Below are 13994 nucleotides of genomic sequence, written 5' to 3'. Positions count from 1 at the left end.
CTTGTGGCTGATAACCCTGATGACCTGGCGGCTGACTGCCTGATTATCCAAAGCCAAGAGGAACTTGCCCATGCATATCATCAATGCCCGCCTGCGCAACCGTGAAGGCCTGCATGATCTGCACCTGGAACACGGCCGGATCGCCCGCATTACTGCACAAACCGTGGCGCCGACATTAACAGCTGACGATCTCGACGCCGCTGGCAACCTGGTCATACCTCCGTTCGTGGAACCCCATATCCACCTGGATGCGACGCTGACCGCTGGCGAGCCACGTTGGAACATGAGCGGTACCCTGTTCGAGGGCATTGAGTGCTGGGGCGAACGCAAAGCCACCATCACCCAGGAAGACACCAAGGCTCGCGCCAAGAAAACCATCCAGGCCCTGGCCGCCCATGGCATCCAGCATGTGCGCACCCACGTTGATGTCACCGACCCTGACCTCACCGCGCTCAAAGCCATGTTGGAGGTGCGCGAAGAAAGCACGCACCTGATCGACCTGCAAATCGTCGCCTTCCCGCAGGAAGGCATCGAGTCTTACCGCAACGGCCGCGAACTGATGCAGGAAGCCATTCGGCTGGGCGCTGATGTGGTCGGAGGCATCCCGCACTTTGAATACACCCGCGACCAAGGGGTTAGCTCGGTGAAGTTCCTGATGGACCTGGCCGAACGCACCGGCTGCCTGGTGGACGTGCACTGCGACGAAACCGATGACCCGCACTCGCGCTTTCTCGAAGTACTCGCCGAAGAAGCCCGCAGCCGCGGCATGGGCGAGCGCGTCACCGCCAGCCACACCACGGCGATGGGTTCCTACGACAATGCCTACTGCGCCAAACTGTTTCGCCTGCTGGGCCACTCGGGCATCAGCTTCGTTTCATGCCCTACCGAAAGCATCCACCTGCAGGGCCGCTTCGACAGTTTCCCGAAACGCCGAGGCGTCACCCGCGTCAATGAACTGCTCGAGGCCGGCATGAACGTCTGCTTCGGCCAGGACTCCATCGTCGACCCATGGTACCCGCTGGGCAACGGCAACATCCTGCGCGTGCTGGAAGCCGGTCTGCACATCTGCCATATGCTGGGCTACCGCAACCTGCAAAGCGCCCTGGACCTGGTCACCGACAACAGCGCCAAGGCCATGGCCCTGGGTGACCGTTACGGCCTGGAAGCCGGTCGCCCGGCCAACCTGCTGGTGCTTTCGGCAGACAGTGACTACGAGGTGATCCGCAGCCAAGGCCTGCCGTTATATTCGATCCGCAATGGCAAGGTGCTGATGCAACGCAGACCGGCACAGGTGGAGTTTTTGTAAGCCCCGGGGTCAGACGATTGAATCAATATCCAGTGGCTGCACCCGGCCGGCGCCGTCCTGAAGTGGCGCAGGAATACTGGCGATTTGCGCCAACTTGCGGTTTTCACGGTGGCGCAACCAGCGTTTCACGCTGGGCTGCAAGCCGGTGGAATCGGCGTGGCTGCCATACACGTCACGCACGTCCAGACGGCGCCAGCGTAACGACTCCAATCGGCGCCGACTGCTGCGCAAGCGGTCGACTTCAGCGTTCAGTGCCTGGTTATGCGCATGCCCATAATCGCGTTGGTTCGGTGGGCGACGACGCTCGAGCTCGCGGTTCTTGTCGCGCAGTTGTTGGGTCATGGTGTCGAGCGCCAGGTCTATCAACTCGAACTCTCTGGCGGTGATCAAAGGCCCCTGGCACTCCACGGTTTGCTGCCAGCGGCGCAGAGTGGCCCACGCGGCTGGAATGTAGCTGGCGGTCATGAAATGCTGGCTGGCCTGGAACAGTTGTTTCAACAGGTTGGCACGCTCGGGCATATCGCCATGCAGTTGCAGCATACGGTTGCATCCCGCCTCAAGGATGGACTCACAACCGGGCGTCCATAACACTGAGGAGTGCGTGCCGTCCGGCAGCTTAATGGGCATGAAGTGCTGTTGTTCGCCGTGATGCTGGTAAGGATTGCCGCCGACGCGCACAAGGCCAGCGGCGAACAGCAGGCCACCCGCACCGGGCGCGGCAAAAAGCGTGACGGCGCCCGGCACCCAGAGTTTGGCGGTGGTGTTCATCCACGTGGCAGGGACACTGGGAACCGGGTCGTTGTGGTTGACGATGCGGTGATGGATAAGGGCTGAGGCGCCGTCGGTAAACTCGGAGTCTGCGGCGCGGGGAGCGCCGTAGGTGTAGAGGAGGATGTTGTACTTCACGCGTGTAACTCGGCGTAACCCCTCTGCCAGGAGCAACGCGATGGCGCCGCCAAGGCTGTGGCCACAAATCACAATGCGCTGGCCGCTGTGGAATTGATCAAGGTAGTACAGAACAAAATCGCGCATCGCTCGATATGCCTGATAAAAGCCCTCATGGGCTTTGCCAACACCTTCGGTAAATGGCACTTGGTGGGCATTCGCGTCGCGTAGTGCATCGGCACCACTGGCGGTGCCTCGAACAGCGATCAGAATTACTTCGTTGTGATGACTGATAAAGGCCTGGGTATCCGTACCAAACGCTTCATCATCAAAAAAGTGCAGGCTGGCGGGATGCTCCTGTTTCTCACCAAGCTGCGGACGATTCTGTGGATACAACTCAGGATCGAAGGGCAAAATCTCAAACCGCTGGGAGTAAGGAACCTCTTCATACAGCGGGTAGAAGCGCTGAGCCTGATCACGATCGACCTTCCAGGCTTCTTGAAACCCCGAGAGTTTTTCCGCGAACAGATTGCCTGCGCTGGGATCCAGGGGAAAACTGACGTGTTCCACCGGAGGTTTTGGAGGTTGCTGGCCAAAATCGCAGTAACTCAATGTGGACATCAACGCCAATTGATACAGGTTCAACGCACAAAACTGATCATCGGTCGACAACATCGGGCGCAGGGCCCGCAAAGGCCGTACCTCCAACACCGTGTGCAGGTTGGGGAACAGCACGACGCCTGACAATGCGGGCTGCGGCGGACCAAACCCCAGCTCAGCCATCATTTTCAATGCATGCCTTGGAGGGTGATAGGTTGCGGAGGCAAACGGCGGCAGGTGGGCAATATGTCGAACCAGGTCGCGCACCTCAACCTGATAAAACCGGTCTGCCTGGCGTTGTGCAGGGTTACCCTCGATACGTTGGCCATCAGCCGCTGAAAATCGGGTGTGTTCGGCGCGGGCTTGAAGTTCGGTGATAGGTAACGGGTAAGTCTTGCGCTTTATCAATTTGGAATATGGCTCTTCGTCGCCTGAATACTGCGCATCCAAAGAAAGAATGACAGGGCCGCAATAAAACCCTTCCACCTTGGCGTATCCCTCTCCATTCAACCTTCCGTTGTACCGGCGCCCTGTAGTGTCCTGGATTGTGTAGACCAGCCCACCGTAAGCCTTCCCGCTGCCCGTTTCATCCACCAGGCAAACGCTTGCCCAATGCCCTTTCAACGGGCAAGCAGGCATCTTGCTGCTGAAAAAAGGTTGCTTCCATGCTGCCTGGCTCATGAATCATCTCCTTGTTAATTGCACGTTGGGTAAACATCGCAAACACGTCCATCCGGCATCGTTATAGGTTTAAAGTCCGTGGTGTTACTGCCACAGTATCCGGACAGATCTTCAAAGCTTTTACCCCGGCACCGTTTCCACCCCCCCGGTACAGCTAGCCAGGTGTCCTGAAAAGCGGGGGCCTCCTCGTCTGTAACGCTCAACGTCAGCCTTACTTTTTTCCCTGGGAGCAGCTCTCTCTGCGCCACGCCACCCGGGCGCGTTTCTTGCCTTTTCCCCTTCGTGTCCAACGCGTTACATTCCAACAATTTTCTGATCGCATGCTCGGGGCCGGCCGTCCGAAAAAACCACATGCATTGTCCAAAAAACTCCTGCACACCCGACTCGGGCATCGCTGCTACGCGTTCAGACTCGATAGGATCTGCGAAAGAAATTGCCGCGAAACTGCCACCGACATCAGTGTCGAGTTCACCCCACTTCGCATAAAGAGTGAACTCCACGCTACGCAACACCGTAGGACACCCCTCAATGGTTTCAGTCAGCGGGAACTCATAGCTCACTCGTTCGGCCACGGGTTTGTAATCGGCAATAAAGATCTTGCGTTCCGGCCTTTTGCCTCGACGCTGCGGCAAGGTGCAGAGTTCATATCTGGCGGGACGGTAGTTAGCGGCACCGATGAATCGAAACTGTGCGGGTAAATCCACCTCCAGGGTAAAACGCTTAGCCGGCGGTGCCAGCGCACAACCCGAGAGCCATCCTGCACCGAGCGTTATCAAAACGCTGCGCGTCCAACTATTCATGCTTTTGCCACTCCCGTAACACCCGCTCAAAATGTTCCGACGGCGCCTCGCCCTCTATCGGCTGCCACCGAATCGTGCTGCCTTGCGTCGCCTCCTCCAACCGACGCACCACCAGAAACTCGAGCTGCTGGGGGCCTCGCCATTGCCAGGCACGGGCCTGCTCCAGAACCTGCGCCAGCCAGATTCTGGGGTTCTGAAACTCGACCAAGCCGGCGAGTTTTTCGCTGTGTTCAGTCAGCAGATAACGCAGGATATTGGCGTGCAGGATCACTTCGGCCTGAGGGTTGGGCGTGTTCAGCCAGGGCACAGGCACAGGCACGGGATACTCCCCCGGCATTGGGTTTTCACCCCGACACCAACAGCCTTGGTGCCAATAGCACACACTGATCAAGGGACCGAGAAACACTGGCCAGTGCTCGCCCTGTAAATGGGTCAAAACACGTGCCAAGGTACGGTTATCGTGAAAGCGATACACGGCCTGGCTTCCCTGGCGCCCTACCAGCAGACGTTCGCGCCAATGCCGAACCACGCCAGCCAGATCATCACCGGGCAGGCTGCCCAGCCAGCCCCAGTTCGTCTCGGGGTGTTGCAGCAGATCAACCAGCGCAGGCTCGTCCGCCTGCTCCACCAACAGAATCAACGGGCCTGCCGCTGCCAACTCGACCAGGGCGGTCTCAGCGTACAGGCTGCAATACTGCGACAGGTTACGCACCGCCAACAGCTGTTGACGTGCGCCGTGGTGACCATCAAGGATCAAGCACAGTCGGCGCCCCGCCTGATGCTGTTCGGCCATCCACTGGCCTGGCTCACTTGGCATCAGGCAGCCCTCCGCATGAGTGTGCACTGGCCTTCACGACACGCCTCGCACACCGGGCAGAAGTCCGCGCCCAACTGCCGGGCCTCGTCCAGAAGGGTGCCTTGGGCCGTCGAGAGGTTCGGCGCATCCATGGCCGATAATGGGTTCGCGGACCGAGTGAGGGGCGGCAAGCCGCCAACGGTGACAGGCCGGCTGCTGAAAATGCCGCCCGCCTGGATAATCAGGTGCTCGCCTCCAGCCTTGAGGCTCAATTGTGCGCCCGCATCGATGATCAGGCTGGCGCCGGCCTTGAGGACGATCTGCTGCCCGGCCTGGATAACCATGGACTGACCGATATGCGTCTGGCTGTCTCCCTGCACATCCAGCCGATCGTTCGTGCCAAGCATGACAGTGCGGTCTCCGGTGATGTGTCGCTGCTCGCCACTTTCCAAATGAACCGTGCTTAACCCGCGGATGATTTCACGCCGCTCTCCCGCCACCTCAAGACGACTGTCATGGCCGACCTGCTGTTCCAGGTCCCGTTGGGCGCGCAGGAAGATGAGTTCCTCGCCGTGGCGATCCTCAAGGTGCAGTTCGTTGGCACCCGTCCCCCCCGGAACACTGCGGCTGCGCAACACGCTGCGTGTCTTGTGTTGCGGCAAAGGGTAAGCCGGCCTGTGCAGCGCATTGGGCAGGCAGCCGTTGATCAACGGCTGGTCCGGGTCGCCTTCCAGAAAGGTCACCAGCACCTCCATGCCCACCCGCGGAATCAGCATGGCGCCGAAGCCATCGCCCGCCCAACCGGATGCTACCCGTACCCAACAACTGCTGTTGTCATCGGTGGGGTCCAGGCGGTCCCAATGAAAACGTACCTTTACTCGACCGTAGGCGTCGCAGTGCACCTCCTCGTCTGCTGGCCCCGTCACGATGGCGGTTTGGCTGCCGTGGAGGGTAGGTTTCGGGTGTCTGATGGGGGGCCGATGCACGGCGCGCCAGGGTGTTGCGGTAAACCGGTTTCGGTAGCCGTGGAATGTGCCCGCCACGGGTGCTGCTTCCTCCAGCACCTGCGGTTGATAGCCTTCGTGCTGCACCGACGTGAGCAACCACAAATCGTTGCAGGTGGGATCCGGGTGGTCACACAGCTCAAGAAAATGGCCGCTGCCCAGCGCCGGTTGATCACTTTTGCCCACGGCACGATGGCGGTCACGCAGATGCCGCTCCAAGCCCCTTTGCGCCAATTGCCGACCTCGCGCATGGTCGCTGAAACCACCAGGGTAATGGTAATCCTCAAGGCGCTGCGTCAATGCAGGCCCGGCCTTGTCTTCCAGGCGCAGCGAAGGATGCTCGAAGTCATGATCACGGCGCACCGTCAGCTGGGTACGGGTCTCCAGGCGCACGTCGAACTGCCGGATAGCTCTCGTTTTGGCTGCCAGCTCGTGCGTCGCGCAAAATCGCTGTGCAGCCAGACGCCGAAACACCGTCTGGTCATCACCGAACACCAGCACGTGATTATTCGGGCCATGGCGAAAGTGGTAGTGAATACCCTCCTCCTCGCACAACCGCTGAATAAAGTGCAGGTCGGTTTCCGCGTACTGAACGCAGAACGGACGGGATGGGTAGGCCACAGGGCCCAGTTCGAAGGCATAGGCGTCCGCCAGAATGCCGTGGTGCTCAAGGACCGCCGCAATAATCTGCGGCACACTGCGTTGCTGGAAGATCCGCTGGTTGTGTCGATGGGCAAGACACGCCAGGCGTGGTGCCAGGGTGAGACGATAGCGAGTGAGCCGAACGCCGGGCCCCTCACGGCCGATAGCGTAGATGCGCCCATGCAGCCCCGCACCTGATTCGCCAAAGTCCAGATAAGCCGGCTGGTGAAGCAGCGCCTCCAGATCCAGAGAGGGGTTTTCGCTGACTAAGTGCACTGTAATGAAGTAAGGCTGATCAAGGCCTTCTCGGCCTTTGAAAGCGAGCACCTGGAAGTCATTGTTTATTTCTGGAAGTATCAACTTGAAACGTGGCGCGGCAGATGTTTCAACCATCCCTAAGTTACCCATCATCAATTATTTGACTGAAAGGCCTCCCCCCATCGGGCATTGATTGAACTGCCGGGAAAAAGCGCCTGAACCCAATAAATCTTAGCGATTTCAGGCGGAATTTGACCCTTTAAAAATAAAAAAGACGTTTCGCACAACGTGGTAGGACGTGTCTTTTACAAAATAATAAATTCGCAGAATTTAGTAGCATTCAACAACAAGAAACTTCTTACGCCAACTTTAACCACACAACTAACCGATAAAGAAACGGCTGACACGCATTCAAGATATCAGCCACTTCTGCGCCTTCAGGCTTGCACGCATGCAGTCCCGAACAGACTGACGCTCAGCAGCGTTTCGGCCTGGCACTGTAAACGCACCGGCACTGTGCCACCTGGCATGACCACAGCCACCTCGCCGGCGTCAACCCAACCCGCGCGCCATGCCGCGCAGGCAACTGCGCTCGCGCTGGTACCCGAGGACGCGGTGGGTCCTTCTCCTCGCTCAAATACCCGCGCGATGACCCGATTGCCCGAAGCATGTGCGGCCCATTGCAGATTGATCCCCGCCAAACAAGGTTGGCCGCGCCCACCTGGCGGTGCAAAGGCAATGGCCCGTAACGACTCAAACAGTGCGGGCTGGTGCATCGACTGATTGTCCGGCAAGGCCTGTGCGTGCTCGACGAGCGTCACACAATGAGGATTGCCCACACGGACGAACTGGCTGACGGCCCATTGCGGGTCAATCGCCGCCAGTGCAGCCACATGGCTGAATTCACATTGCCCCAATGTTGCTGCGCCAGTACCGGTAGCGGCCACCGCTGCTGGCCCGAAACTCGGCCGGCCCAAGGCCAGCCAGAAGCCTGCAACCTGTTCAAAGATCGCCGGTTGTGAATAGGTCACCAGCACAGAGACTGAATCCTGCTTGTCGTGATGCACCTGCAACTCACACCCTTGCGTCATCAAACCTTGATCCGTCAGCGCCTGGGAAAAAATCGTCAACCCGTTACCACTGCGTTCGGCGAGCGTGCCGTCAGTATTGACGATCAACACGTCAAACGGCGGCGCAGACTGGAACGGCCCGACCAGCAAACCATCGCAGCGGTGTGTCTTGGGAGTGGCCGCACGCGGTAACGTGCCCCATTCACACTCCGAGGCGATAGCCAATGCTGCCCACTCTTTTCGAGTGCTGGCAGCGCGGTCGGCACATTCAGGCACGGCAATGCCCCTGCTGCGTAGGTAGTCGGGGCTGGCCACACCGTAAATATTGCCCCGCGCGTCATAGAACAGAGTCATCGAGACACCTTCCCAAGAAAATTCACCGGAAAATTTCTCCGATTGCCTACACACTTGGTAGCAGCGTATTACAGAAAACCGGCGCAGTGGGAAGTGGACTGGAAGGTGGTAATCCAACGCAAAAACCTGGGGTTCATCCGTTTTCACGCAGATTACGCACCTTCCAGACCACCGCCCAACAATCCGATAGCCTCTGTGTGGTCGCCACCGTCCATGACGTTCCGCTGCTGTAACAATAAACCTGCACCTGCGTGTCAGCCCCTCTCTTCAAGGGAACCCGGCTCGCTCGACAGGGCCTGATGTGCAAGGATGTCGCGCCGGACATCGTTCGTTGAACGCAAAACCAAGGATTTTTCATGACTGCCATCCCCACCCCAGCGCCCGTGGTTCCCGGACGGCTGGAACAAATGTCGACGCGCATTGCCTTTTTCATCGCCGGCTTCGGTATCGCGGCCTGGGCGCCGCTGGTGCCCTACGCCAAGGCACGGGCAAACCTCAATGAAGGCACGCTGGGCCTGTTGCTGTTGTGCCTGGGCGTCGGATCGATCATCGCCATGCCGATGGCTGGCGCCCTGGCTTCACGCTTCGGCTGCCGCCGGGTGCTGACCGCCGGCACAATCATGATCTGCCTGGCACTGCCGATGCTCGCCACGGTCAGTTCAATCCCCTTGCTGATCGCCGGGCTGTTCCTGTTCGGTGGGGGCCTGGGCACTGTGGATTCGACGGTCAACCTGCAGGCGGTCATCGTTGAACGTGCCAGCGGCAAAACCATGATGTCGGGCTTCCACGGGTTGTTCAGCCTTGGCGGCATCGTCGGCGCAGCAGGGGTTGCCGGGCTGCTGGGGCTGGGCTTGTCGCCGTTGCAGGCGACCCTGGTGGTGATCGTCATCATGGCGCTTGCATTGTTCAAGGCCGGGCCTCATCTACTGCCCTACGGCAGCGAAAGCTCAGGCCCGGCGTTTGCCGTGCCGCACGGTGTGGTGTTGTTTATCGGCTGCCTGTGTTTCATCGTGTTCCTGGCCGAAGGCGCCGTGCTGGATTGGAGCGCGGTGTTTCTCAATGCAGAACGCGGTCTGGATGAAGCTTACGCAGGCTTGGGTTACGCGGCGTTTGCCTTGACCATGACCGCAGGGCGCCTGACCGGTGATTCGATTGTCCGCCGCCTGGGCGCCACCCGCGTGATCGTCATTGGCGGCGCGCTGGCGACTGCCGGCATGTTGCTCGCGACATTATTGCCGGCCTGGGAAACGGCGCTGTTGGGGTATGCCTTGGTGGGCGCCGGCTGCTCGAATATCGTACCGGTGCTGTACACCGCCGTCGGTAAACAAACGGTCATGCCGGAACATATCGCCGTGCCGGCCATCACCACGCTGGGGTATGCCGGTATTCTCGCCGGGCCTGCAGTTATCGGGTTTATCGCCCACGGCAGTAGCCTGAGCACGGCCTTTGTGCTGATTGCGCTGCTGCTGGCCGGGGTGGCCATCAGCGGTAAAATTCTCAAGGTGTAACAAGCTCACCGCACAAGGCCATGGGCTATCTGGCTTTGTGCGCTTCGTATTGTTCCAGCCAGCGTTCCAGGCTTTTGTTACAAAGCCAACCCTCATGCCTGGGACGCCCCAGCAAACGCATGTTGTTGGCACGCTCCAGCGAACGCAGCAGGCCTGGGCGCTCAATGATATTTTTGGCGGTGTAGACGCAGTGTTCACTGTACTTTTTCCTCGGTAGCCCAGTAGCGGGCTCCAACAGGGGGCGGCCCTGCGAATCGAGGTCGTCAGGATCACTCATCACGATTTTGAGCTGGGTTATTTCCACGTATTCAAGCGCTTCAAAAAATACCGTGCGGTCTTTGGGTATGTCCCGCAACTGTTTGAAATAGCCTTGCAAAGCCATTACGACCTCGGCGTTGCCCTGATCATGAAAAGGGTCCTGGCTGAAGGCGCCAGGGGAGCTGTTACCCAGCAACGCTGCAGCGGCTGCGCTCAGGCTGTCGCGGGTGATGTATCCCGCGCCGTCGATGATCGCGTCGTTCAGCAGCGGGCGGTTGAGAATTTCCCTGACCAGCAGGATCATACGGTCGCGCACCTTACTCTCCACTCAAGGTTTGAGCTGCGATCTGGCGCAACGACGCCTGCGTCAAGCGGCCTTCTTTTAAAAAACCGTGCAGCTCGCCAAAGTGTTTTTCCAGCTCGCCCGCCAATTGGCTATCAGTGGAACTCGGACCTGGCGGTGTGGTGTTGGCGCGAGCCGTGGGTGCATTTTGCAGCGCCTGCTGGCGCAGCGAAGACAAGCCTCCACGCCACAACATGGGTCGCTGCGACGGCAACTCCCGCGTTGCGAATGACTCATCGCCGGGCGAATGAAAAACGCGGGACGATGAAACCCGACCTACCTCTGGCCCGCCCAGGCCGATTGGCTGCGCGCGCAGTATTGCACCCTCAATCTTCATGCTTCATCTCTCGCCTTTTGCAGATCCATGCTTGCCTGAAAGTCAGTACCAGAGTGGCCCGAATCATCGATTCGCCCTCTGGGCAGCAAGCAACCGATATGTGGTTAGCGCCACGCGATAGTTCCGGCCGGCAGGAGCATCCCAATAACAGCATGTAACACTGGATCACCCAGGTGTTTGCCCACGCAACCGGGAGCAGAGGCCATTGATCAGCGCAGCCCAGCGAAAAATGGGGCGCCTCAAGCAGTGAGCGTTAGCGTTGTCGGCAGGCCCTGACGCATGCAGCCCGCGGGCAAAATCATCTGCGACGGGCGCCTGGAATTTTTTTTGACCCACAAATGCTTTCATTCGTAGCGTTTCGGTGGCGTATACCGTCGACAAGGCTGCGCAGGTGTCTTCCTTACTTGACGATGTCGAGCAAGCAACTTCATGCCAGCCATCAAAGGTGCACCGGCCATCGGTCTGGCCGGATTGAAACGAAGGTGAAGTCATGTCTGGCCCCTGGTTCAGCGTCTGAAAACGACCAGTACGATCAACGTCGCTGGTTACAACCTGTGTGGCAAACGCGCGGAAACAGTTCCTGCCCGGGCCCGGGCAGCTTGGTGAGCACCTTGAAAAACAAGTCAAAAAAAATCGCAGCCCTTGAGCTGCGATTTTTCTTACAAACGGTCGGTCAGAAGCCGACGCTCGCCTGCACGAAGAACGTACGCGGCTGACCGAGGTACAACCCGGCGTTGTTGTCACTGGATCGCGTGTAGTGCTGTTGGTCAAAGACGTTCTTCACGCCCACACCCAGTTTCAGGTTCGACAGTTGCGCGCCGAAGTCATACCCGCTGCGCACGTTGACCGAGACATAGCCGGGGATATCGCCGTACTGCCCATCGGCGGTGCCCTGGGTGATGTAGGTGGTGCCAGTACCCGGCGCACGTTGACCGGATTGGGCATAGACGTCCAGGTTATGGGTCCAGTGATTGATGTCATAGCGCAGGCCCGCCGTCAGCACTTCACGGGAGTAGAGCGGCAGGTCGCGGCCCTTGAACGGCACATCACCCTCGGCAGTCGCCTTGGTGTAGGTGAAGCCCGCGTTGGCAGTCAGGCCATCGAGGCGTGGGTCCAGGTTCGACAGGTCGTAGTGGGCCGAGGTTTCGATACCCTGGTGCCTGGTGGCGCCGAGGTTGGTCCAACCCACGTCGTTGCTCACATATTGCAGCTCATCCGAGAAGTCGATGTAGAACAGCGTCACTTCGCCGCCCCAGACACTGTCGTTGTAGCGTGTGCCGATCTCGTAGGTCTTGGCTTTTTCCGGGTTCAGGCCGTCGGCCGCCTGGTTGACGCGACCGCCCTGCCCGATCTGCGCGTACTGCAGGCTGCCGAATGAGGTTTCGTAGTTGGCGAAGACTTTCCAGGCATCGGAAATGTGGTACATCACGCTCAACGCCGGCAACGGCTCGTTACTATTGATTTTGCGATTCTTTTCCACGGTGCGCACACCGTTCAAGGCAACCACCGGGCGGTCATGCCAGTTGGTTTCAATGTGTTCAAAGCGAATGCCCGGCGTGACGGTCCACTTGCCGATATCGATTTTGTTGTCGATGTAGAACGCGTTGGCGACGGTGCCGCCAGTGCGATCCTGGTAAACATGCCCGTCATTTTGCCCACCCGGCGTCGGCACGTTGTTGACCAGATTGAGGCTGCTGGCCTGTTCATGCATGCCTTCTTTGAGGTAGCGATAACCGACGCTGACTTCCTGGGTGCTCGGGCCCACGTCGAACACATGGGAGATCCGCGGCTCGATGCCGAAGGTGTAGTAGCTGCGCGGGTAGGAACTGATGGTCTTGAGGTCGCGGTTGGCAATGTTGCTGCCACGGAAGCTGTCGATGTAATAGGTCAGCACTTCGGCCTGGGTACGGTCGTCGATCTGGCGGAGGTACTTGAAGGACACATCCTTGCGACGGCCGCTGAAATTGTCCCAATCGCGCATCGACTGATACGGGTTGGCGTCAAATTGCTTCTGGGTCAGGCCGCCGGGCATATCGGCGTTGGCATTGTAATAGTGAAGGTTCAGCGAGAAATCGTCTTGATCGGTCGGCGCCCAGTGGGTCTTGAGGATCACGTCGTCGATGTCGTTGGAGTTGTTGCTGTTGCGGTAGCCGTTGCCATTTACCCCGGTATACAGCAACGCCACGCCCATGCCGTTATCGGCAGTACCGCCGACAAAAGCATTGTCGACGTGTTTCCAGCCGCCGTGGGCAGAGGTTTCCAGGGTGGTGCCGACTTCGCCCGAGGCTTGCTCAGGAATCGCGCGGGTCACGAAGTTGATCACGCCGCCGACGTTCTGCGGCCCGTAACGGACAGAACCTGCGCCGCGCACCACGTCGATGCTGTCCAGGTTACCGGCAGAAATCGGCGCCATCGACAGTTGCGGCTGACCATACGGAGCGAACGCCGCCGGCACACCGTCGATCAATACGGTGGAGCGCGGCGACAGGCGCGAGGTCAGGCCACGCACGCCGACGTTGAGGGAAATATCGCTGCCACCCGTGCCGTTGGCCTCTTGCACCTGCACGCCAGGGACGCGGCGCAGCACGTCACTGACATTCATCGCCCCCTGCTCCACCATGGCTTCACGGCGGATCACAGTACGTGCGCCCGGATGGTTCTGCACCACTTCGGCATTGGCATCGCCCAGCCAGTCGCCGACCACTTTGATGTCAGTGACGCCCAGTTCCACCGGCGAGCCGGCTTCCCCCGTGCCGCTGCGCAGTGGGCGAAGGGTCACGGAACCGGCATCGATCTGGTAATCCAGGCCGCTGCCCTGGAGCAATTGGCGCAGAGCCTGCTCGGGAGACAGATTGCCGTCCACTGCAGGCGCATGCTTGCCCGCGACCATGTCAGGGCTGAAGAACACTTGCAGGGAAGTCTGCTGGCCCAGTTGACTCAGCGCAGCGCCCAGCGGCTGCGAGCGAATATGGATGCCGTCGGCCGCAGAGGCCGCAGGCAGGGCGGAACTGACCGCAAGCGCCAGCGCCAGGGGCGCCCAACGGGAGACTTTATTGTTGTTCACGACAAGTTTTTTCACGTCGAACCTAGTCCTGTGATCGCAAGAGTGTGCGGCTGTTAATGCAAACCAGTTGCAGTTGCAGAAGAAGACG

Annotated in this window: 10 protein-coding genes; 2 read left to right on the top strand and 8 right to left on the bottom strand. The window is 59.4% G+C overall.

Features of this window, described 5'->3' with window-relative positions; translation table 11 throughout:
* The first annotated feature begins 70 nt into the window (after positions 1-70).
* A complete protein-coding gene (gene codA / locus GIW48_RS21890) occupies positions 71-1306 on the top strand; it encodes a cytosine deaminase (protein WP_017135300.1) in 1236 nt (411 codons plus the stop codon).
* 9 nt (positions 1307-1315) lie between these two features.
* On the opposite strand, the gene GIW48_RS21885 is transcribed toward codA, so the two are convergent.
* From GIW48_RS21885 to GIW48_RS21865, 5 genes are all read right to left on the bottom strand, one after another.
* Positions 1316-3472, bottom strand: coding sequence for a lipase family protein (locus GIW48_RS21885; RefSeq protein ID WP_186618193.1), 2157 nt, complete (start codon positions 3470-3472; stop codon positions 1316-1318).
* 14 nt (positions 3473-3486) lie between these two features.
* Complete coding sequence (locus tag GIW48_RS21880; protein ID WP_099550070.1) at positions 3487-4272, bottom strand: hypothetical protein; 786 nt, start codon at positions 4270-4272, stop codon at positions 3487-3489.
* Positions 4265-5089 carry a DUF4123 domain-containing protein gene (locus tag GIW48_RS21875; protein WP_170040679.1) on the bottom strand — a complete coding sequence of 275 codons (825 nt, stop codon included), beginning with the start codon at positions 5087-5089 and terminating at the stop codon, positions 4265-4267. Before GIW48_RS21875 ends, GIW48_RS21880 begins: the two co-directional genes overlap by 8 nt.
* Positions 5089-7107, bottom strand: coding sequence for a type VI secretion system tip protein TssI/VgrG (tssI, locus tag GIW48_RS21870; RefSeq protein ID WP_236461700.1), 2019 nt, complete (start codon positions 7105-7107; stop codon positions 5089-5091). The genes GIW48_RS21875 and tssI overlap by 1 nt, the downstream gene beginning before the upstream one ends.
* Before the next feature lie 302 nt (positions 7108-7409).
* Positions 7410-8396 carry a diaminopimelate epimerase gene (locus GIW48_RS21865; RefSeq protein ID WP_236461698.1) on the bottom strand — a complete coding sequence of 329 codons (987 nt, stop codon included), beginning with the start codon at positions 8394-8396 and terminating at the stop codon, positions 7410-7412.
* 356 nt (positions 8397-8752) lie between these two features.
* Between GIW48_RS21865 and GIW48_RS21860 the strand changes: the two genes are divergently transcribed.
* Positions 8753-9904, top strand: coding sequence for an MFS transporter (locus GIW48_RS21860; protein WP_017135306.1), 1152 nt, complete (start codon positions 8753-8755; stop codon positions 9902-9904).
* A 25-nt stretch (positions 9905-9929) separates the two neighbouring features.
* Here the strand turns inward: GIW48_RS21860 and GIW48_RS21855 are convergent, their stop codons facing one another.
* The 3 genes from GIW48_RS21855 to GIW48_RS21845 form a co-directional block, all read right to left on the bottom strand.
* Entirely contained in the window at positions 9930-10466 is a 537-nt protein-coding gene (locus GIW48_RS21855; protein WP_178110951.1) for a type III secretion effector protein, read from the bottom strand.
* Between the two features lie 13 nt (positions 10467-10479).
* Positions 10480-10701 carry a hypothetical protein gene (locus tag GIW48_RS21850; protein ID WP_099550076.1) on the bottom strand — a complete coding sequence of 74 codons (222 nt, stop codon included), beginning with the start codon at positions 10699-10701 and terminating at the stop codon, positions 10480-10482.
* Between the two features lie 814 nt (positions 10702-11515).
* Entirely contained in the window at positions 11516-13921 is a 2406-nt protein-coding gene (locus tag GIW48_RS21845; RefSeq protein ID WP_099550077.1) for a TonB-dependent siderophore receptor, read from the bottom strand.
* Between the last annotated feature and the right edge of the window lie 73 nt (positions 13922-13994).

Source organism: Pseudomonas sp. PA-6-3C, assembly GCF_021605825.1.
GTDB classification, from domain to species: Bacteria; Pseudomonadota; Gammaproteobacteria; order Pseudomonadales; family Pseudomonadaceae; genus Aquipseudomonas; species Aquipseudomonas edaphica.
This window is presented reverse-complemented; position numbering and strand designations above follow the sequence as displayed.